Origin of the sequence: Pontibacillus salipaludis (assembly GCF_014642405.1) — a bacterium.
GTDB lineage: Bacteria > Bacillota > Bacilli > Bacillales > BH030062 > Pontibacillus > Pontibacillus salipaludis.
Genome location: NZ_BMIN01000013.1, coordinates 34,054 through 54,439 on the forward strand (window position 1 = coordinate 34,054; position 20,386 = coordinate 54,439).

The window sequence follows — 20,386 nt, forward strand, 5'->3', positions numbered from 1 at the left end:
AATCACCTTTCTCCTGTAAGGCGAGCATCCATATTGATGATATCTTTCTTCTGAGTGGAAACTTCTACATTATCATTTAGTAGTTGATTAACTACTCCACCTTTTAACGTTAAGCTAGGCATTAGAACATCAGGATTTCCGATTGCCGTAATGACAAACGGCGCAGGATGTTGAACACCATCAACAGAAACGACTGGACCTACACAGGCTATATATGAATCTCGATAAAGCCTCTGCCCATTAATAGCAATAGCATTTGCTCCTGCTGATAGCAATTCGTTTACAACTTTATGAATGTGACTATCGTGCACAATATATTGATTGACATTTTCTTCTGACGGTATGTAATCTGCATCTTTTAGCTGAATTTCAACACCTGCACCTTTTACTGGAAGTTCCCCTGTTAATTTTTGAAGTGTTTTTTTGTCTTGCACATAGTCACTTACTGTTTGTTCTTGATTGGCCAATTGATCTTCCATCTTCTGAATCTCAGACTTCTTCTTTTCGATATCTTCACGAATAGATTGATTTTCTTTTTCAATGTTGATCAGTTGTTGCCTGTAATAATAATCTTTCTCAAGTTGTTTGTCAGTAAGCTGGTAGACTTGAGGACCCTGATTGGTTTGTTGGTAACTAAACGCAACCAGGAATCCTGAAACGAATAACACAAGGGAGAAAATGACGTGTCTACCGGTTAGCCTCATCGCTCTCTTCCCCTTCTTTCTCTTGTTGTGGATATTCTTCGAAATAAGCACCAACATCGATATGAATAATCCCTCTTTGTCCTGGTTCTAGTTGTGCGATAATAGAAGGATATGATCGCATGTTTTGAGAAAAATTCCGAATCGAAGCCTCCACTTCAAATCCATCGTTCATGTATAAATGAATCTTGTAAGGATTTTTATCACTTGGTGTCCACTGTACCTCCGAAATTAACTGAGTAACACTAGAAGGTAACTGTTGTAGTTCTCTTGTCATTTCTTCTAAATAAGATTGACGCTCGAAGCCAAGTAATAAAGGAGCATCACCATGAGGGTTCTTCAATTTCTGATCCGTCAATTCCTTACCCGTTTCTAAGATCGGGTAATAGGAACCTTCTCTTTCTACGTACCCTACTCTTTGGTATTCCTCAATCTTCATTTCAACAGTGGAAGGGAAATGCTTGTCAATTTGAACCGCACTTATTTCTTCATGTTGTTCAATCTTTTTGGCTAAAGCTTTTCCATCTACTTTCCAGTAATTATCTTCTCCTGGAGTTAACCCACTTAATGAGAGAATCGTGTCCCGATCAACATGATCGTTCCCTGAAACCTCAACAGACTTTACTTCACTCAAGGAAGATTGTAAGTAAATGATGATCGCAATAAGCAAAAAGAAAAAAGACAAGTACATAATCAAGCGTCGATTCGACTTCTTTCTTCTGGATTCTTTTAGTTTCGGTATCCGATCTTCAATAGAAACGATCTTCTTTTCAGCCATGGAAAATTCCCCTGCCCGGTGTTTTCAATTACATAAGGAAACGGCATACTAGATGCCGCTATTATGCATAGGAAAATTATATCACAAATCACTTGATTTTTCGTGATTTTTCTGTATCTATGTGCCAACAATTTCTACTTCTTTATGCAGGTCTACATAATACTTATCAGCAATTGCTTTTTGAATGTGACAAATTAATGCTATAACGTCGTCATATGAAGCATCTCGAGCATTGACGATAAAATTCCCGTGCAACTCCGAAATTTTAGCTCCACCTATTTGATAACCTTTCAAACCAGCTTCTTCGATAAGCTTTCCTGCGTATTTTGGAAGAGGATTTCTGAATATACTTCCAGCACAAGGGTCACTCCAAGGTTGCGTTTCTCGACGGTAATCTTTGTAGTTCTTCATCTCAGACATTAATACTTCCTTGTTTCCCGGTTCTAATTGAAATTCAGCCTCTACACATATACCCGGATTTTCAGTTTGTAAAACCGATGTACGATAAGAGAATTTCAATTCATCTTTAGTTAGCCATTTCAATTGTCCATCTTCAGTTAATACACGTGCCCTCGTTACAATATGAGAAATATCTGCACCATGTGCACCAGCGTTCATGTAAACAGCTCCACCTATGCTACCTGGTATTCCTCCTGCAAACGTCAAGCCTCCAAGCCCTTTACGACTCATTATCGTTGCTAACTTAATGATTGGATAACCTGCAGTCACTCGAATCTTGTTTCCCTCAAGTTCATGTAACATATCGAAATTCGTTCCTAGCTTTATAACGGCCCCTCTGATCCCCTCATCAGGAATTAGTAAATTAGAACCACGGCCAATAACACGATAAGGAACACCATGTTCCTGCAAGACATCTAATGTATACTGTAAACCCTCTACTGAATATGGCTCTATGAATAAATCAGCTGGACCACCAATTTTAATCGTTGTATGTTTACTTAAAGGTTCTTGTAGTGCCACTTTTCCTGCAGCTTGTTTTTCTAAAATGGTTCGTATTTCTTTCATCCTTTTCCCCCTTACAACGACTGACTCCATCACCGCTTTCTCACACTAGCTATTCATAAATGTTAGGTTACTATTCATTCTACATCATTATCCAGCAGATGTGACAGTTCTAGAGAAAAATTATGAACAATACACATTTCGGCTCGAACCCCTATAAATTGGGGGTCGTTGGGTGTACTAAGGGTATAGTGGATAAAGAACATTTTATAAAGTATAAAGAAAAATTCTCTTATGATTTAACTTTACTAATATAGTTCCTATGAGATTGCATCAAATATAGAAAAAAGCCACCCTTTTGGATGGCTTTCATTCTAGAGTTTAGCGTAACGACTAATATTTAGTAAAATTCCAACAGAGCAGAGTGTTAAGGTTAATGAAGAACCTCCATAGCTTAAGAATGGCAAAGTGATACCAGTTACTGGCATTAACCCCGTTACTACACTAATATTAATCATAACTTGAATTGTAATCATTCCCACAATTCCTAATGCCAGTAAGCTACCGAAAGTGTCTGGTGCGCTTAAAGCTACCCTTATGCCACGCCACAGAAGGAGGAAAAACAATAACAAAACTAAAGTTCCCCCAATAAATCCAAGTTCTTCGGCTAGTATAGCAAAAATAAAATCAGTTTGAGGTTCCGGGAGGTAATAGAATTTCTGTAAACTCTGTCCGAGCCCAAGCCCCATTAGTCCACCGGGACCAATGGCATATAACGATTGTATAATTTGAAACCCAGCCCCAAGAGGGTCTTCCCAAGGATTCAAGAAAGCAGTTATACGCTGCATGCGGTATGGTGCAGAAATAATAAGACCTGCAAACCCTGCTAAACCTAGTACACCTAATCCCACAAAATGAGCAATTCGGGCTCCAGAAACAAAAATCATTAGCATACAAGTCCCAACTAGTACTACTCCAGTTCCAAGGTCTGGCTGCAGCATAATGAAACCGAAGGCTACCATCACAAGTGATAAAGACGGGAGAAATCCCTTTGTGAAAGAAGTAATCTTCTTTTGATGATCAGCCAGATACCTAGCCAAGAAGATGATTAAACCAAGTTTCATAAATTCAGATGGCTGAATACTGAATGCCCCTACTCCAATCCAACTTCTCGCTCCACCCCTGACCATCCCAATTCCAGGAATTAAAACAGCTATAAGTAGTATAAAGCATACAATTAAAAGTGTTTTAGAACTATTTCTCCATGTGAGATAAGGAACATTCATAAATCCAAACATTGCTACGATTCCTGCACCTGCAAACAATAATTGACGCTTTGCAAAGAAAAAAGAATCATCAAATTTATAGGTTGCCCAAATAGCGGAAGCACTATAGACCATGATAACGCCTATTAATAGTAATGAGAAAATCGCTATAATGAGCAACAAATCTGGTGCTTTATGCAACTGCTTTGTCCGACTTTGCAACATAAAATGGCCCCCTTGGTTCAAGCAGAACGTTGGGGGCCTTATGAATTATTGTAAGACAAGCCCCCTACTCTAATGTATGCACGGCTCTTACAAACATGTTTCCTCTTTCTTCAAAAGTTTTATATTGATCCCAGCTTGCACATGCTGGAGAAAGAAGGATAACATCTTGTTCAGCAGAGATACGATAAGCTTCTTCAGCTGCTTGCTTAACATTATCGACCATAAGTATAGTCTCTATTCCATTTTTAGTTCCAAAATCACGAAGCTTTTCACCCGTTTCACCGAACACAACCATGGCTTTAACGTGCTCCATTGAAGGATCTAACTCTTCAAAAGATTGACCTCGATCTAATCCGCCAGCAAGCCATATTGTTGGCTCAGAAAAAGCATTGAGCGCTTTCTGAGCAGCTAATATGTTCGTTGCTTTTGAGTCATTAAAAAAACGACGACCTTTGACATCTTTCACGTATTGAAGTCGATGCTCCACTCCTGTGAACGTCGTTAAAACTTCACGGATTCCTTCTACTGTGGCACCTGCCAAAAGGGAAGCAGCGATTGCTGCCATTGTATTCTCAAGGTTGTGATCGCCTTCTAAAAGGATCTCATTTTGCTTTATAATAAATGCATCCTTGTAATAGATAGAAGTGCCATCTGTCCAAATCCCATCAGGTTGCTTAGAAATTAGGGAAAAAGGGATGGTTTGAGCTTTTGTTTGTTGAACAAGTTTACAAACTTCTTGGTGATCAGCATTGTAAACGGCATAATCTTGAGAGGTCTGATTAGCAAAGATCTTTGCTTTTGATTGTCCGTAATGCTCCATCGTTTTATGGTAATCCAGATGGGCTTCGTACAGATTTAAAAAGACAGATACATCGGGCTTGAATGTTTCGGTTCCGAGTAATTGAAAAGAAGATAGTTCCATAACCATGGTTTCTTCTGGACTTGTCTTTTGAGCAACTTCACAAGATACTTTTCCGATATTACCTGCTAGAGCTACAGGTTTTTTGCTATTGCTTAGCATTTCATAGACAAGTGTTGTAGTCGTAGTCTTTCCATTAGAACCTGTAATAGCCACAATTTGGCCTTCATGAAGCATATAGGCCAATTCAATCTCAGTTACTACTGGAACACCTCGTTCTACTGCAGTTTCAATGATAGGATTGGTATAAGGAATACCAGGATTCTTTACAACATAATCTATGCCATCTAAAACACTTAGCGGGTGTCCTCCTGTAACAACCTCAATCCCTTCATTATAAAGGGATTGAGCTTGAGGGTTTTCGGAAAAAGGTTTCTGGTCATTGACCCTAACCGACACCCCGCTACTATTAAGAAGTTTAGCGGCTGCTTCTCCTGATTTAGCGAGTCCTAGCACGAGCACTTGATTATAAGGAAATGATGTTAACTTATTCAATTGATCCACACCTCAATATAGACGCCTAGAGCGGCAAATAATAACCCAACAAGCCAAAACGTTGTTACAACGCGCCATTCTGACCATCCCATAAGTTCATAATGGTGGTGAAGTGGACTCATTTTGAACACACGTTTACCAGTTGTTTTGAAAGAAATAACTTGAATAATAACGGATAATGTTTCGAGAACGAATACGCCCCCAATAATGACAAGTAAAATCTCTAACTTTGTTAATATCGCAATGGCTCCAATAGCACCACCTAGTGCAAGGGAACCGGTATCACCCATGAAGACTTTCGCAGGATGGGCATTAAATACAAGAAATCCTAATAAAGAACCAACAATAGCAAGTGTGAATACAGCGATCTCAAACTGAGGAACACCGTGCCAGGCTAAGATTCCAAACGCCCCAAATGCAATCGCAGCAGTACCAGCTAATAAACCATCAAGACCATCTGTTAAATTAACAGCATTTGATGAGCCTACAAGCATAAATACGATGAGAAGAGCATAGCCCCACCCAAGATCAACTTGAAAGTCTGTACCTGGAATACCGATATAGGTAGGAAAATCGTGACGTCTTAAAATAATATAAAAAACAGCTGCTATAAATAATTGACCGACCATTTTTTGTTTAGAAGTTAACCCGAGGTTACGTTTCATGGCTACCTTAATAAAATCATCCAGAAACCCTAGAAGACCATAGCCAATTAAAACAAATAACAATAAAAACACTTCAAAGTTCATTGGGTCTGGGTTGAACTTCGATGTCATCACCAGCGTAGTAATGGAAACAGCAACAAGGATCATTAATCCCCCCATAGTAGGTGTTCCTGATTTCTTCTGGTGAGATTTCGGACCTTCATCTCGAATAGATTGACCAAATTTCAAACGACGTAAGAATGGTATAAATATAGGTGAGATGAGGACGGTAATTAAAAAGGCTATTGCCATAGTGATTAATAGTACTTGTTCGTTCATTGTGCTCCTCCTTTAGATCTGTAAACCGTCCGCTTAAATCTTTTAATCTGTAAATTCTTCTACAAAACTTTCAAAAGCCATTAAGCGTGAAGCTTTTAATAATACAATTGTATCTTGCTGTAACATGGGTTGAACGACTTTAGAAACATCCTCTTTAGATGAATAAGAATAGACATCTAGATCTGGGTGATGTTTTTTTACTTCCTCTGCAATGACTACTGATTCATCCCCTACCGTTATAAGAACATCAATGGATGGATCGATTGATGGAGCTACAGACCGATGCATTTCTTCGCTTTGAGCTCCTAATTCAAATATATCGCCTAATATAAGAATCTTGCGTGAATATTGATTTAAATCTTTGATAACCTCTATAGAAGCACGCATTGAAGTCGGGGAAGCATTATAAGCATCATTAACAATATGTGCTCCATTCTTCCCTTCTATTAACTCAAAACGCATCCCTGTTAATGTCATTTCGTTCAAACCCTGCTGGATTTTAGATGGATCCATTCCTAATGCTTTTCCAATTAGAATAGCAAAGCTGGCATTTTTAACATTATGCTTCCCTAATAAATGGATTGAGTAAGTCTCTCCATCATTTATAGTGAACGATGTAGTAGATCCACTCATATGAATGTTTGATAAGACACACTCATTCTTCTGATCAAATCCACTAGAAACGACTCCTTCCCTTGTGTGAAGAGGAGCCAATAATGGTTCATCTCCATCTAACAAGAGTGTACCCCCATCCCGAAGTCCTGCAAGGATTTCCGATTTCGCTTGGGCAATTCCCTCTCTTGACCCTAAAAACTCAATATGAGATTCGCCTATGTTTGTGATCACTGCAAAATCTGGTTCGGCAATAAAGGAAAGGTTCTCAATTTCTCCAAAGTGATTCATGCCCATCTCTAATACAAGCACTTCAGTTGAAGCCGGCATAGAAAGAATCGTAAGTGGTAGACCTATATGATTATTGAAGTTCCCGTCTGTCTTGTGTGTTTTGAATGACGGAGCTAGGACAGCATCAATAAAATCTTTCGTTGTTGTCTTTCCATTTGAGCCCGTTACACCTATGACTTTTGGGTTAACCTCTTTTCTGTATACATGGGCTAATTGCTGTAAGCCTATAATCGTATCGTCCACAAAGAATAAAGGAAAATCGTTAGGAACATACGATGGTACATCTACCTTCTCATCCCACAATGCAGCAACAGCCCCTCCTTCAATGGCATCTTTTAAAAACTCATGGCCATCAAAGCGGTCTCCTCGTATTGGAACAAACAAACCTTTATTCGTTTTTTTACGTGTATCGGTAAACACATTTTTTATTTCAATTGATTCAGAGGCAACCCCTCTAGAAGAGGGGAAGTGATCATGAATCCATTCTGTTGTCATGTTCATTAGTAATAATAACTCCTTTATTGTTTGGCCTTAATACACTCAGCCGCTACTTCGCGGTCATCAAAATGGTGTGTAACTCCATTTACTTCCTGATACGGTTCGTGACCTTTACCAGCTATTAAAATTACATCTCCAGCATTGGCTTTATCAACAGCAAATTTTATTGCTTCTTTTCGGTTAACGATCGTAGTATACGTATTTTCTTTTACTCCACTTTCCATATCCCGAAGAATGGATTCTGGGTCTTCACTTCTAGGGTTGTCAGAAGTAAAGATCGCTTCTGTCGCATACTTAACAGCTACTTGAGCCATAAGTGGTCTTTTTGTTCTGTCTCTGTCTCCCCCACAACCTACAACGACGTAGATCTTTTCTTTAGCGAAGGATTGAATGGTTTCTAAAACATTCTCTAAAGAATCAGGAGTATGGGCGTAATCTACAATGACGCCAAACTCTTGACCAGCTAGAACAGGCTCAAAGCGTCCGCTCACACCTCTCGTTTCTGATAACGCTTCTTGAATCGTATTCAATTCTACTCCCGATACCCATGCAGCACTTGCAGCCGCTAACATATTATATACGCTAAACTTCCCGATTAAAGGACTTCGAATTTCCTTCTCTCCATTCGGAGTGCATAGGGTAAAGGTGGTACCGCTAGCGGTTAGGTTTACGTTTTTTGCTGTTACATCTGCTTCTTGGTTGATGCTATATGTAAGAACTTCTTGAGAAGTACTTTTACAAAATGTTTCATAGTATGGGTCGTCTTTATTCACTACCCCAAATTTTGGCTCGTCAGAATTATAACCATTTCCAAGTTGAGCAAAAAGAAGTGACTTGGCACGCAAGTAATCATCCATATCTTTGTGATAGTCCAAATGATCCTGACTTAAATTCGTGAATACAGCAATATCGAAATCCGCTCCATGTACTCTTCCTAAATCAAGGGCATGAGAGGATACTTCCATAACAGCTGTATCTACATCTTCATTCACCATTTCTGCAAAATGCTTCTGTAAAAACAAAGAATCGGGCGTAGTGTTCTTCACTTCGTATTCCTTGTCACCAATTTTCATTTGGATTGTTCCGATTAAGCCGGTCTTCTGTTTCTGGTGTTTGAAAATAGATTCTACCAAATAAGAGGTAGATGTCTTCCCGTTTGTGCCAGTAATCCCAATTAACCTAAATTGCTGTGTAGGATTTTGGTAGTAGAGGTTAGCTAATTTAGCCATTGCCTTGGATGTATCACTTACCAGGATCACCGGAACGGATACGTCTAAAGGGCGTTCTGCCACAATTGCAGCAGCCCCTTTCTCCTCGGCTTGTTTAGCAAATTCATGCCCATCTACTGTAAAACCATTTATACAAATAAATAAATGACCAGGGTCAACAAGTCTTGAATCCATTTCTATTCCAGTGACTGTTATGTTGTTGATGTCCTTTGTAGTTTGATAGACGTGTAATGTCTGTAATAAATGACTTAACTTCATGTAAGGACTCCTTACTATTAGATTTTCAACGTATATTATAGCAGACAAGACCCCGGTTCGCGATTGTTCTTTAGTGAGAATGATCAGAATGATCTTTTTGAGGAGCCTCCTCTGCTAAAAATAGTCGAATTTTAGAACCTTCTTCTACCTTGGTTCCTGCTTTTGGAGCTTGATCCACGATATAATTCCCTGTTCCACTCATTTCAATAGAGAGGTTCACCATATATTGAGTTAATTCCTTCTTTTCAAGCCCAATTAAATCTGGAATCTCAACAAGAGGTTGATCTGGCCATTGGACTTCTTTCTCTAACCCATCCGTTCTAGGTTCTACACCCATGGCACGAAGACTGTCCCCCATGATGTTCCCTACTATAGGAGCAGCTACTACACCACCAAATTGAACCGTATTTTTCGGGTTATCAATAGCTAAGTAAACGACAAGTTCCGGATCATCAGCAGGTGCAAAGCCAATAAATGAAACAATATGATTGTCTGTCATATATTTTCCATCTGGGCCTACTTTTTGGGCTGTTCCTGTTTTACCTCCGACTCTATACCCTTCTACGTAGGCACCTTTACCTGTCCCAAGTGCTACAACGCTCTCAAGAGCTTCTCTCACTTTAGCAGAAGTATCTTCAGATATGACGCGTTTTTTGAGTGTCGGTTCTGTTTGATCCACTGCCTCTCCGTTAATCGGATTAATCCATTCTTTAGCAATGTATGGTTCATATAAATACCCACCATTTACCGCTGCAGCTACGGCTGTTACTTGTTGGATCGGCGTAACAGAAACCCCTTGACCAAAGGCAGTCGTTGCTAACTCCACAGGTCCTACTCGTTCTTCTTTGAACAATATCCCATTCCCTTCACCTTGAAGATCAATACCTGTCTTTGTACCAAAACCGAAGTCTTTAATATAGCTAAACAGACGCTCTTTACCTAGTTCTTGACCTAAGGTTACAAACCCTGGGTTACAAGAATTTTGGACAACTTCTAAATAGGTCTGGCTTCCGTGCCCTCCCCTTTTCCAACACCGAAGTCTCGCTCCATCTACTTCAATAGAGCCACTGTCATGAAAATGATCCTCTTCTAAATCAACAAGTCCCTCTTCTAAAGAGGAGGCAAGTGTGATGATTTTAAAAGTAGAACCTGGTTCATAAGAACTCCATATTGGGAGATTACGGTTGTACACTTCTTGAGGGACATTTTGATAGTCTTCTGGATCAAACGTAGGTCGACTTGACATCGCTAGTATTTCTCCAGTATCTGGATCCATAGCAATCGCAATTGCACCATCTGGATTATATTTCGCTTCCGCATTATCAAGCTCTCGTTCAATGATGGTTTGCACCCGATCATCGATGGTAAGCTTTAAGTTATACCCGTCTTTTGGTGGTTCGTAAACATCAGCTATATTTGGAAGACGTCCACCTTTGGCATCAGAGAAGAAAGAAAGCTGTCCTTCTTCACCTTTCAGCTGCTCGTCATAATACAATTCAAGCCCCATTAATCCTTGGTTATCAATACCACTAAAACCTAATACGTGGGAAAGATACTCGCCCTTTGGATAATGTCGCTTAAAATCTTCTGCAATGTAAACACCATCCAAATTCAATGCACGTATAGCATCTGCTTGCTCTTCAGAAATTTTACGACCTTCTGGATGTAATCGTTCGATCATACTTACCTTCGTTACATGTTCGTATGCCTTATCTATCGGCATATCTAGAACTTTGGCTAGCTTTTCTGCTGTGTTTTGAGGCTCTTTAATTTGTCTTGGAACTACCATCACAGAAGGAGCCGACACGTTTTCTGCTAATACAACTCCGTTCCGATCTAAAATATCTCCCCTCTCTGGTTCAAAAGGGATATCTCTACTCCATAAATTTTTTGCCTTGTCCATTAACTGGTCTCCCATGACAAATTGTACATACCCTAATCGGGTTATTATGATAACTAGTACAACGCCTGCCAAAAGAAAGACAGTGACCAATCGTTTTCGTAACGTCACATTGGATACTCGTTTCATGGTACATCTCCTTTACGTCCATGGTATGCTTGTATCCATTTTATGAGTTCAGAAAATCGAATAGAACACTGTCTTTGTTACACTCTATTGTTCTTCATCTGTTGTTTCTTCTTTATTATCTGTTTCTTCTTGGGATTCTAGATCTTCTTTTTCCTGCATAGATCGTTCTGTTTGTTCCTCGAGTGACTTGTCTGAAGGTTCTTCATTTGGACCAGTTAGTTCCACAACGAGGTATCCTCCTTTTTGTAAGGAAGCTCCCGCAGGAACACTTTGTTTCCGGACAAAACCACTCCCAATTGAATCAACATCGACATCCATCACATCACCAAATGTGAGCACATCACGAAGGGCCCAACCTGACATATCAGGCATTTTCGTTGAGTCTGAGGTCACTAAGAAAATCTTCTCATTAGAAATGACTTTCGTTCCTCCATGCGGGAACATCTCTTTCACTTCAGTTCCATCCCCTAGCACAATAGGCGTTAAACCATTTTCAGTAATGGATTGTTTCGCTTTATCAATAGACTCTCCTGTGTAATCCTCAAGAGTTTTTGATTCTACAGAAAGCTCTTCTTTGTTTTCAGTTGGTTTGATGTTCATATAGTGGAGACTATTCTCCATTACTGTTTTAAAAATATAAGAGCTTGGTTCAGCTTCATATTCGGTTGGTTCAAGGTCTGGTTGTTTCACTGAGACATACATCATAAGCTCAGGTTCTTCCTTAGGTGCCATACCAAGGAAAGATAGGTAGTAATTGCCGTGACCAGCTAAGTACCCTCCTCCGTTTGGATTTGGAATCTGTGCTGTACCCGTCTTACCTGCAACCGAATAGTTAGCAAGATTATAGAAATTTACACCCGTACCATGTTCACCTGTCACAACATTCCCCATCAACTCTCGCATCTCTTTTGCAGTATTTTCGCTAATGGGTTCCCCTGCAACTTTAGGCTCTTTCTTCTCTAAAACATCACCTGTAGAAGGATCTGTTACTTGGGAAACAACATAAGGCTGCATCATTTTCCCATTATTCGCTACAGAAGTAGCAGCTTTCATTTGTTGAATTGGTGTAAACGTTGAGCCTTGTCCAAATGCAGTCGTAATAACTTCACTGTCCCACTTGTAAACAATCTTCCCTGCTTGTTCTCCAGGAAGGTCAATACCTGTCTTTTGATCAAGTCCAAACGCTTGTAAGTAGTCCATATACGTTTCAGGACCCAATTGTTCCCAGACTAGTTTGGCGGCTGCTACGTTTGAGGATCGTTCAAAACCTTCATCATAATCGATTACATCCCAGCCCTTACCACCGTTATGGTCACCGATTTTGTCACCACGATCATTATAAACATACTCCCCGGACATATACGTATCAGACCCATTATACACACCTGCTTCCATAGCAGCAGCATATGTGAAGATCTTCATGGTTGAACCAGGTTCATATGGAGACGCAATGACATCGTTGTACCAATTGCCAATATCCTGTCTTTCGTTCGGGTTAAAACTCGGCCTGTTCCCCATTGCCAATACTTCTCCTGTCTTAGGATCCATAACTATGGCAGTTATTTTCTCAGGACTATATTCCTTCACAACGTGATTCATTGCATCTTCAAGGAATGTCTGGATTTTTTGATCGATCGTCAGCGTGACATTTGCACCGTCTTCAGGTTTCTCAAAAACTTCTTCTGGGTTTAGTAGTTTCATATTATATTTATCTCGCTTGTAGGAAATTGACCCGTTCGTCTCAGACAAATAATCATCCATTTGTTCCTCGATTCCCATCATGCCGTTGATCTCTTCACTTTCCCCTTGGTTTTGTGCGAAACCAAGTACGTGGGATGCGAACATGCCATTAGGATAGTACCGCTTCGCCTGTTGTTTAAAGCGAATACCCGGGAGATCTAGATCCTCTATCTGCTCTCGTGTTTCTTGAGATAGATAACGCCCGTTTGCTCCAAATTCGACTTGGAAAGGGCCTTCCTTCGTTAAACGATCATAAATATAAGACTCTTCTAAACCTAAAATAGGAGCCAGTTGTTCAGCCGTTTTTTCCGGGTTCTCAACATGTAATGGCTCCTTTGAATCTTTTGAATATTCTTCATCAATAATGGCATAAACACTATAAGTGGGGCGGTCATAAGCGAGCGTCATTCCGTTACGATCAAGGATCTTCCCTCGATCGGCCTCAATCGTATAGGAACTCGTTCGCTTTTGATCAGCCCAATCTTGTAGTGATACCCCTTCAATTTCACCTGTCGCCTGAATATAAGCAAAACGGCCGAATATAATCGTGAAGACCAACATAAATCCAAGCATGTAGAGTTTCGCCACTCGGTGAGTTGTTCGATTTTTCTTCATAAATCTCATGTCCCCTTATTCGTTACCGGAAACGGATTTAGCTTGTTTAACTTTAGATTGTCGTATTTCAAGACCGTTTTCTTTCGCGATCTCCATAATACGCTCAGGGTTTGATAATTCTTTAATTTGGTATTGAAGATTTTCATTCTCAAGCTGCTGCTTGTTTATGTTTGAGTCCAAATGTTGCACATCACGATTGATCTGATCAATCGATGATGAATATGAAACGACGACCACACTAAAAAGGATCGCTAGGCTGCTTACAACTGTGTATAAGAATTTTTCACCAGGTGTAATCCATCTCTTTTTATGTACCTGGACTTTAACCTGCTTTTGACTTTGGCTTTGCTCTGTTGTTTCATGTTGGTGCAATTGTTTCGCTTTTTCTGCACTCATTCATTATTCCACCCTTCCCATGGACGTATTTTCTTAGCAACTCTTAATTTCGCAGATCGAGCTCTTCGATTTTCTTCTAATTCTTCTTCGCTTGGAATGATTGGTTTTCGGTTCACTAATTCAAACGGAGGCTTTTGGTCCTCAGGGATGATTGGAATGCTTTTAGGTAAAGGCGGATTACTACTCCACTCTTTAAACGTTTGCTTACATATACGATCTTCTAAAGAGTGGAAGGTAATAACAGCTATTCTACCCTCCATTGCTACCATTTCAGCCGCCTGTTTTAAAGCGTCTTCAAAAGCTCCTAATTCGTCATTCACAGCAATGCGCACTGCCTGAAAAATACGCTTAGCTGGATGGCCACCTTTTCTTCTTGCAGGAGCTGGAATCGCCTCTTTAATAATGTCCACTAGTTGTGTAGTGGTTTCAATTGGCGCTTCTTCACGTTTTTTCTCAATACCTCTTGCAATCTGTTTAGAGAATTTCTCTTCCCCGTACTTAAAGAAAATTCTGACAAGGTCATTGTAATCCCATTCATTAATGACTTCATAAGCGCTAAGTGGCTGTTCCCTGTTCATGCGCATATCTAAACGTGCATCCTGATGATAACTAAATCCTCTCTCATCTTCATCAAGCTGTGGAGAAGATACCCCTAAATCAAAAACAATACCATCTACTTCTTCGATTCCAAGGTCCAAAAGAGATTGTTTCAATTCCCTGAAATTTGCATGTACAAATGTAATTCGGTCTTCGTAGGGAGCTAAACGTTCTTTAGCAGCACTCAAGGCTACCTCATCCTGATCAAAAGCAATAAGTCGGCCCTCTTCACTTAGCTGAGATGCTATACGCTCACTATGTCCCCCACCACCGAGTGTACAGTCGACATAAATACCATTCGGTTCTACGTTTAATCCAGTGACGGTTTCTTCCTTTAATACTGTAATATGGTCAAACATACTTTCATTCCTTTTCAGTTAGATTCTCTGGTTGTTATATTATTTGCTAAATATCAAAATCCATCATGTTCTCAGCGATTTCTGCAAAAGAATCTTCAGATTCCTCAAAATAAGTCTCCCAATCTTCTTTAGCCCAAAATTCAACGCGATTAGAAACGCCAATAACAATACATTCTTTTTCTAGTGCTGCATATGTCCTTAATGGGGAAGGAATATTAATTCTTCCTTGCTTATCTACTTCACACTCAACTGCACCTGAAAAGAAAAAGCGAGTAAATGCTCTAGCATCTTTCTTTGTTAGTGGGAGCTTTTTCAACTTCTCTTCGATGACGGTCCATTCAGAAAGTGGGTATGCGAATACGCATTTATCAAGACCACGTGTAATGACAAACTTCTCTCCTAAGTCTTCACGAAACTTAGAAGGCACGATGATTCGGCCTTTTGTATCTATATTGTGTTGATATTCTCCCATAAACATATAGATAGCCCCACTTTCTCACACAAGCGTACCACATCCCACCACTTTCCTCCACTTTAACTTAAATATTCTTTGGTAACAAAAAAAATCCTGCCTTTTTGGGCAGGATTTTTTTATTTTAATCATTTTTTTTAAAAGTCTTAGGGATTTCTAATAAGAGAAGGAGAAACTTATGCTTCTACATAAAGATAACGTGGTGAGCTTTCTTCCAATCATATTGTCCCCTTAAAAGTTGCTTTGGAAGATCAGGACCATATTCATTCGCGAAAGGAAGGATGTTCCATATTCTCTCTTGCAATCCACCTTCTGGGTGTAAACGTAAATCAATTTGATCAAACACCTCTAACTCTCTACTGTGCTTTTCTTCTAGGCCTTGAGCCATTCGTTCTTGAAGATATTCCACATCTCTAAACAAATGGAATAAATTCTTCTCTGCTAGTTGACCAATATCATCACGAATTTCATGAGCTTTTTCTTTTAGAGGACGATGTGCTCTTTCAATCGCGCGTTTCACTTCATCAGCCAACTCTTCAATAGGAGGATAACTCTGCATCGCAATCCATTTACTTTTATCTTCCGTAACACCTTCATTCACTGCTCGTTCTACATCAATTAAATGACGACGAAGCCATTTTTCATTTTTACGATCCAGCAGTGTCAAAGATAAACGAGGCATCACCGGAGGCATTTGTATATCAAGTGATTCAAATACTGACTTAAGCGCTGACCAATATCCAACCTCTCCGGGACCTGCGATAAAGGAAAGAGAAGGAAGTACAAGGTCTTGCATAAGAGGACGTGTGACTACGTTATTGCTAAGAAGGTGGGGATTCGTTTCAGCAATATGCATTAGTTCTTCTTCACTCAAACAAACTTCATCTTTCTTACCTCGCCAATACCCTTCTTCGTCTTTCATTAATAAAGTTCGTTCCCCGTTCCATTTATAAAATAGATGACCATCATCAACTTCCGCTTCAAGGTTAACGGCGTAACCTTGCTGCGCCGTGTGATGTAGAGATCTTACAACACCTTCACTAATTTCAGGTTGCTTCTTAATCATTTCTTGGAAATAGCTACTCTCAAGACGGCGTAGATCTTCATTCTGAGCGTCTATTAGAACAAGTCCTTCTTCGCTAAAGAAGGAATGCGTAATTCGTGCAAAAAGATCAACAAAGGTAGTAGACTTTTTCAATTCGCTCTTAAATAAATCATAGAGACGATTTGTATATTCACTTTCATGTAAACCAGCAAATAAACGATCAAGCCAGGATTGTATGGCTTCTTCATCCATTTCCATTTCTGATATGGCTTCTTTTTTCATTTGCTTTTGAAGAATTTTATGTTTCTTCATTCTTGGAGATTGCGGCATATAAATATGATTGATCTCATCAAAGTCATGGTCCTCCCCCGCAACCCAAAAAACGGGAAGTACAGGACGCCCAAGGGCCTCTTCTTGTTCTTTAGCCATTATAATAATTGAAATCATCTTATGAATCGTGTACAACGGCCCAGTCAGCAAACCTGCTTGTTGGCCACCAACAACAACGACACTTTCAGGGTTTCTTAATCGCTCGATATTTGAAAATGTTGCTTCGCCCGCTCCCCATTTTTTATTAATAACTTGAAGATGGTCAGCCAACTCTTCTCTCTGGAATGAGCGACTATCCAATTCTAGCGCACGTCTTTCATATTCTTCTTGATTATATGGGTTATAATGAAATTTATTTAATAGCTCCTGCTCCTGAGCACGATAATGTTGGATAAATTTATTCTGTGATGGTAACGTAATGGGTTGGATCCGCATGGATAACCTTCTCCTTTTTCAATATGATCTATGTATTCCCCTCGTATTGTATCGAAAAGATGAAGGGATTTCACTCAAAAGGCATCATAAAGTCATAAGTCGATAGGCTAGTCCGTAAATTGTAAGACTTACGTGCAAACTTACAAAGAGTAAAAAACTAAAGCGCCAAAATCCTTTAAATGCCTTCTTAAATACAATCTCTTCTTTAACTTTCCATTGGAGAAAAATAAAAAGACTCAGTAATAGTATGAGTAGAATGAAAACATAACTAATATAAGAGCGCTCAAAAATAACAAATAACGTTGCTGGTACAGCTAAAACATAAATCAAAGTCATACTGTTTACTGTTACATGCAATGATTTCTTCTTATTCTTTACCGTTTTTCTCATAATCATATAAATAATTATTGTAAGCGGTACTGGTAGTGTAATAAAAACAGCTGCTAAATAGGCTAACATTTGATTCACTCGCATCCCCTCCTGTTCATTTGTTGCATGGCTTTTACCCCTTCATAAACAAATGTGGTATAAGGGAGTTCGTAACTTGCCTTTTTTAACAAATAACCTGAAATCCCTTCAATTTCTGTGTTTCTACCATTCTTAATGTCCTCAAGCATAGAAGAGTGATTCTCTCTTGTTTGCAGCGCAACTTTCTTAACCCTGCTTAAATGATATTCAACATCGACCTTACCAAGCACATTGCATGCTTCTTCACATAAACGTTTCGCAATACGGTATAGATTAGGATTGCTCACAACCTCTCCATTAGCAACCTTAAATACAGATGTTAACGGATTAATAACTGCATTAATGATTAACTTATCTGACATGACTTCAAACCAATCATTTTCTACTTTATAAGGGAAGTGACTAGAGTCTAACTCTTCTTTATAAGTGATTAGATCTTCTTGCTTCATCGTTATACCAGCTATTCGTGTAACACCTACACCAGTATGAGCTACAGTCCGATCACTCAACTTCCTTGCTCCATGTTCTACTATTCCAACCGCTGTTGAATTAGCCATTTCATCTAGGCAATCTATATGTCCCATTCCATTTTGCAGGAACAAAAGAGGGGTGGAGATATCATTTTTCTTTACGATCTCTATAACTTCTTTAACATGAGTTTGCTTAGTGGCAACTATGATTAAATCGAAGGAATCATCTAAATCCATGGAATTTTTCATATGAATATCATACACCTTAGATCTATCATCTAATTGGATGCCTTTATTATGGATAAGATCCATTTGTTGTCCTCTTTTTACATAAAGGGTTACTTCATGTCCTGCTTCTTGTGTCCTGATTGCATAAAGCAATCCAATTGCCCCTGCCCCAACTACTGCTACTCTCATTACTCCACCTTCTTACGTTTATCTATTCTTAATCTTTATACAATAAGAGGTTAAATTCCTCCTATATGCCCATTTTAGCAAAAAAATTTATTATGTAGACCTTAGAAAATAGCTTATTTCTTATATAGGGCAAAGGAGATGATCATTTTATTATATTTTTGCAAGCATAAGGCCGAGATCTTGAAGACTAGAAGCTGAGACGGTGTATTATGAGTGTCGCCGTTACGACTATTGAGGAGTAGGGGGGTCTGGGGAACGAGTCGCTTTCCGCAGACCGCCCCACACGAGGTGGGGTCCGTTTGACGTTGTCACAAGACGGGTTTTAGTCGAACTTCCCCTTTCTTTTTAAAGCCTCTTTGTCCTACAGGAGTCTCCACGCTCCACAGCCCCCCCTCTTATTTAGCCAGCTTCCGTTCCCACTATATATTGTAAAGGTGGTTCGGGAAATTGCGAGACTCCTGCGGCAGTAGGAGCCTAGGGGAGACCCCACAGAGAGCGAAAGCGTTCGAGGAGGCTTCCCAGCTCGCCGCGGAAAGCGAGTGATTTCCCGAATCACCTTATTCTCAATTTGAGCAAACGGAAGCATGATCTCAACTCGTGTTTTCCACATAAGGGGGCTGAAGACTCTAAAAATCTTTAAAGTAATAAAACACGTTACTACTTATACTCGTAGCGTTAAATCACACCATACCCAAAACATTACCCCCTAAAAGAACAACAATCATTTTATTCAGAAAATTTTTATATTATAATAGAGAAGAGTAATTAAGGTTTTAAGGGGGATTTTATAATGATGGATACCATACAAGTTCAAAAACTAGTGGTTAATTTTAAAACGTTAGAAGAATTTAAACGATTTAAAGAATACGGAAATCAAGAACTCTCCATGCTAGAAGACCTGCAAAGTAACATAATCGAAAATGACAGCGTTTCACCATTTTATGGCGTTTATTATGGAAACGCTTTAGTAGCCCGAATGAGTCTTTATCAAGTTTCATCTCGATATGATGACTACTTTGAGCCTCCTCAAGATTACTTGGAACTATGGAAGCTTGAAGTCTTACCCGATTACCGAAATAAAGGGTATGGCAAGAAACTTGTAGACTTCGCCAAAAGTTTTAAATTACCGATTAAAACAAACCCTCGTATTAACTCTCATGGTTTTTGGGAGAAGATGGGGTTCCAAAAAGCAAAATACGATATGGAGCGAGATTTAGGAGAAAACCCTCTAATTTGGACCCCTACAGGAGTCACAGAAAAGACTCCATCATCATAATAATTATAGAAAAAAGGCTGATCACTAAGGTGATCAGCCTTTTTCTTTCGGTATTTGCACCCACTGCCAAAGTTTCCCCATCTCTTCCCACGCTTGATGATACCTTTTTACTTGATCTTTTAATTTCTGATTTTCTTCATAGAGCGTAGAGATATCTTGATGTGAAGATTCAGGCTTATTTCCAGAAACATTTTGTCTCATCGTTTCTAAAAAAGAGATCGCATCATCTATGGAGAAAGTGGAGGTGATAGAATCCTCCGCAGAAGCTACCTCTTCCCTTTCTGTCCCGCCTCTTTTTCTTTCTTCTTTCGCTAACTGAATCCCCTTTGCATATCGTTTACGAACGGTAGCATTCCAACGAAACCCACAAGCAGCCGAAGTGCGAGAGAGTTTCTTTGCAACCTCCTCAAACGCCTCCAACTGCGTTTTCCCAAGCCGTATATAACGGAGAACCGTTTCAGCTAGTAAAACATCCTCATCCTGCGTCCAAGCATCCTGCCTCGTAGCATTCATTCTATCC

The 20,386-nt window shown here is 39.5% G+C and carries 18 protein-coding genes; 1 reads left to right on the forward strand and 17 read right to left on the reverse strand.

Annotated elements, in window-relative coordinates:
- Positions 1-2: 2 nt before the first annotated feature.
- The 16 genes from IEW76_RS13935 to IEW76_RS14010 all read right to left on the reverse strand — a co-directional run bounded on the left by IEW76_RS13935 (position 3) and on the right by IEW76_RS14010 (position 18,590).
- A complete protein-coding gene (locus IEW76_RS13935; protein WP_188654830.1) occupies positions 3-704 on the reverse strand; it encodes a DUF881 domain-containing protein in 702 nt (233 codons plus the stop codon).
- Positions 688-1,479 (reverse strand): cell division protein FtsQ/DivIB, encoded by a 792-nt coding sequence (locus IEW76_RS13940; RefSeq protein ID WP_188654832.1) that lies wholly within the window; start codon positions 1,477-1,479, stop codon positions 688-690. The genes IEW76_RS13935 and IEW76_RS13940 overlap by 17 nt, the downstream gene beginning before the upstream one ends.
- A 117-nt stretch (positions 1,480-1,596) precedes the next feature.
- Positions 1,597-2,505, reverse strand: a complete 909-nt coding sequence (gene murB / locus IEW76_RS13945; protein ID WP_188654834.1) for a UDP-N-acetylmuramate dehydrogenase — start codon at positions 2,503-2,505, stop codon at positions 1,597-1,599.
- A 311-nt stretch (positions 2,506-2,816) separates the two neighbouring features.
- Positions 2,817-3,932, reverse strand: a complete 1,116-nt coding sequence (gene spoVE / locus IEW76_RS13950) for a stage V sporulation protein E (protein ID WP_188654836.1) — start codon at positions 3,930-3,932, stop codon at positions 2,817-2,819.
- Between the two features lie 64 nt (positions 3,933-3,996).
- On the reverse strand, positions 3,997-5,346 hold the full coding sequence (gene murD, locus IEW76_RS13955; protein ID WP_188654838.1) for a UDP-N-acetylmuramoyl-L-alanine--D-glutamate ligase: 1,350 nt from the start codon (positions 5,344-5,346) through the stop codon (positions 3,997-3,999).
- Positions 5,343-6,329, reverse strand: a complete 987-nt coding sequence (gene mraY, locus IEW76_RS13960; RefSeq protein WP_036778450.1) for a phospho-N-acetylmuramoyl-pentapeptide-transferase — start codon at positions 6,327-6,329, stop codon at positions 5,343-5,345. The genes murD and mraY overlap by 4 nt, the downstream gene beginning before the upstream one ends.
- A 42-nt stretch (positions 6,330-6,371) precedes the next feature.
- Positions 6,372-7,733 (reverse strand): UDP-N-acetylmuramoyl-tripeptide--D-alanyl-D-alanine ligase, encoded by a 1,362-nt coding sequence (locus tag IEW76_RS13965; RefSeq protein WP_188654840.1) that lies wholly within the window; start codon positions 7,731-7,733, stop codon positions 6,372-6,374.
- Positions 7,734-7,750: 17 nt separating this feature from the next.
- Positions 7,751-9,217 carry a UDP-N-acetylmuramoyl-L-alanyl-D-glutamate--2,6-diaminopimelate ligase gene (locus tag IEW76_RS13970; protein WP_188654842.1) on the reverse strand — a complete coding sequence of 489 codons (1,467 nt, stop codon included), beginning with the start codon at positions 9,215-9,217 and terminating at the stop codon, positions 7,751-7,753.
- A gap of 70 nt (positions 9,218-9,287) precedes the next feature.
- Positions 9,288-11,246: a stage V sporulation protein D gene (locus IEW76_RS13975; RefSeq protein ID WP_188654843.1), complete on the reverse strand. Its 1,959-nt coding sequence runs from the start codon at positions 11,244-11,246 to the stop codon at positions 9,288-9,290.
- An 84-nt stretch (positions 11,247-11,330) separates the two neighbouring features.
- Positions 11,331-13,601 carry a penicillin-binding protein gene (locus tag IEW76_RS13980; RefSeq protein ID WP_188654845.1) on the reverse strand — a complete coding sequence of 757 codons (2,271 nt, stop codon included), beginning with the start codon at positions 13,599-13,601 and terminating at the stop codon, positions 11,331-11,333.
- Positions 13,602-13,616: 15 nt separating this feature from the next.
- Positions 13,617-13,997, reverse strand: coding sequence for a cell division protein FtsL (gene ftsL, locus IEW76_RS13985; RefSeq protein WP_188654847.1), 381 nt, complete (start codon positions 13,995-13,997; stop codon positions 13,617-13,619).
- A complete protein-coding gene (rsmH, locus tag IEW76_RS13990; RefSeq protein WP_188654849.1) occupies positions 13,994-14,953 on the reverse strand; it encodes a 16S rRNA (cytosine(1402)-N(4))-methyltransferase RsmH in 960 nt (319 codons plus the stop codon). The genes ftsL and rsmH overlap by 4 nt, the downstream gene beginning before the upstream one ends.
- Positions 14,954-14,999: 46 nt before the next feature.
- Positions 15,000-15,431: a division/cell wall cluster transcriptional repressor MraZ gene (gene mraZ / locus IEW76_RS13995; protein ID WP_188654851.1), complete on the reverse strand. Its 432-nt coding sequence runs from the start codon at positions 15,429-15,431 to the stop codon at positions 15,000-15,002.
- 178 nt (positions 15,432-15,609) lie between these two features.
- A complete protein-coding gene (bshC, locus tag IEW76_RS14000) occupies positions 15,610-17,235 on the reverse strand; it encodes a bacillithiol biosynthesis cysteine-adding enzyme BshC (protein WP_188654854.1) in 1,626 nt (541 codons plus the stop codon).
- 84 nt (positions 17,236-17,319) lie between these two features.
- On the reverse strand, positions 17,320-17,709 hold the full coding sequence (locus tag IEW76_RS14005) for a DUF3397 domain-containing protein (protein ID WP_188654856.1): 390 nt from the start codon (positions 17,707-17,709) through the stop codon (positions 17,320-17,322).
- Entirely contained in the window at positions 17,700-18,590 is an 891-nt protein-coding gene (locus IEW76_RS14010) for a ketopantoate reductase family protein (RefSeq protein ID WP_188654857.1), read from the reverse strand. The genes IEW76_RS14005 and IEW76_RS14010 overlap by 10 nt, the downstream gene beginning before the upstream one ends.
- 793 nt (positions 18,591-19,383) lie before the next feature.
- On the opposite strand from IEW76_RS14010, the gene IEW76_RS14015 reads away from it, so the two are divergent.
- A complete protein-coding gene (locus IEW76_RS14015) occupies positions 19,384-19,866 on the forward strand; it encodes an N-acetyltransferase (protein WP_188654994.1) in 483 nt (160 codons plus the stop codon).
- Between the two features lie 33 nt (positions 19,867-19,899).
- Here IEW76_RS14015 and IEW76_RS14020 read toward each other — a convergent pair whose 3' ends face one another.
- Complete coding sequence (locus IEW76_RS14020) at positions 19,900-20,379, reverse strand: RsfA family transcriptional regulator (protein ID WP_188654859.1); 480 nt, start codon at positions 20,377-20,379, stop codon at positions 19,900-19,902.
- Between the last annotated feature and the right edge of the window lie 7 nt (positions 20,380-20,386).

Bases quoted from the DNA above. Each gene is read 5' to 3' on its own strand.
- IEW76_RS13935 (WP_188654830.1), bottom strand. From the start codon at position 704: ATGAGGCTAACCGGTAGACACGTCATTTTCTCCCTTGTGTTATTCGTT.
- IEW76_RS13940 (WP_188654832.1), bottom strand. From the start codon at position 1,479: ATGGCTGAAAAGAAGATCGTTTCTATTGAAGATCGGATACCGAAACTA.
- murB (WP_188654834.1), bottom strand. From the start codon at position 2,505: ATGAAAGAAATACGAACCATTTTAGAAAAACAAGCTGCAGGAAAAGTG.
- spoVE (WP_188654836.1), bottom strand. From the start codon at position 3,932: ATGTTGCAAAGTCGGACAAAGCAGTTGCATAAAGCACCAGATTTGTTG.
- mraY (WP_036778450.1), bottom strand. From the start codon at position 6,329: ATGAACGAACAAGTACTATTAATCACTATGGCAATAGCCTTTTTAATT.
- IEW76_RS13965 (WP_188654840.1), bottom strand. From the start codon at position 7,733: ATGAACATGACAACAGAATGGATTCATGATCACTTCCCCTCTTCTAGA.
- IEW76_RS13970 (WP_188654842.1), bottom strand. From the start codon at position 9,217: ATGAAGTTAAGTCATTTATTACAGACATTACACGTCTATCAAACTACA.
- IEW76_RS13975 (WP_188654843.1), bottom strand. From the start codon at position 11,246: ATGAAACGAGTATCCAATGTGACGTTACGAAAACGATTGGTCACTGTC.
- IEW76_RS13980 (WP_188654845.1), bottom strand. From the start codon at position 13,601: ATGAAGAAAAATCGAACAACTCACCGAGTGGCGAAACTCTACATGCTT.
- ftsL (WP_188654847.1), bottom strand. From the start codon at position 13,997: ATGAGTGCAGAAAAAGCGAAACAATTGCACCAACATGAAACAACAGAG.
- rsmH (WP_188654849.1), bottom strand. From the start codon at position 14,953: ATGTTTGACCATATTACAGTATTAAAGGAAGAAACCGTCACTGGATTA.
- mraZ (WP_188654851.1), bottom strand. From the start codon at position 15,431: ATGTTTATGGGAGAATATCAACACAATATAGATACAAAAGGCCGAATC.
- bshC (WP_188654854.1), bottom strand. From the start codon at position 17,235: ATGCGGATCCAACCCATTACGTTACCATCACAGAATAAATTTATCCAA.
- IEW76_RS14005 (WP_188654856.1), bottom strand. From the start codon at position 17,709: ATGCGAGTGAATCAAATGTTAGCCTATTTAGCAGCTGTTTTTATTACA.
- IEW76_RS14010 (WP_188654857.1), bottom strand. From the start codon at position 18,590: ATGAGAGTAGCAGTAGTTGGGGCAGGGGCAATTGGATTGCTTTATGCA.
- IEW76_RS14015 (WP_188654994.1), top strand. From the start codon at position 19,384: ATGGATACCATACAAGTTCAAAAACTAGTGGTTAATTTTAAAACGTTA.
- IEW76_RS14020 (WP_188654859.1), bottom strand. From the start codon at position 20,379: ATGAATGCTACGAGGCAGGATGCTTGGACGCAGGATGAGGATGTTTTA.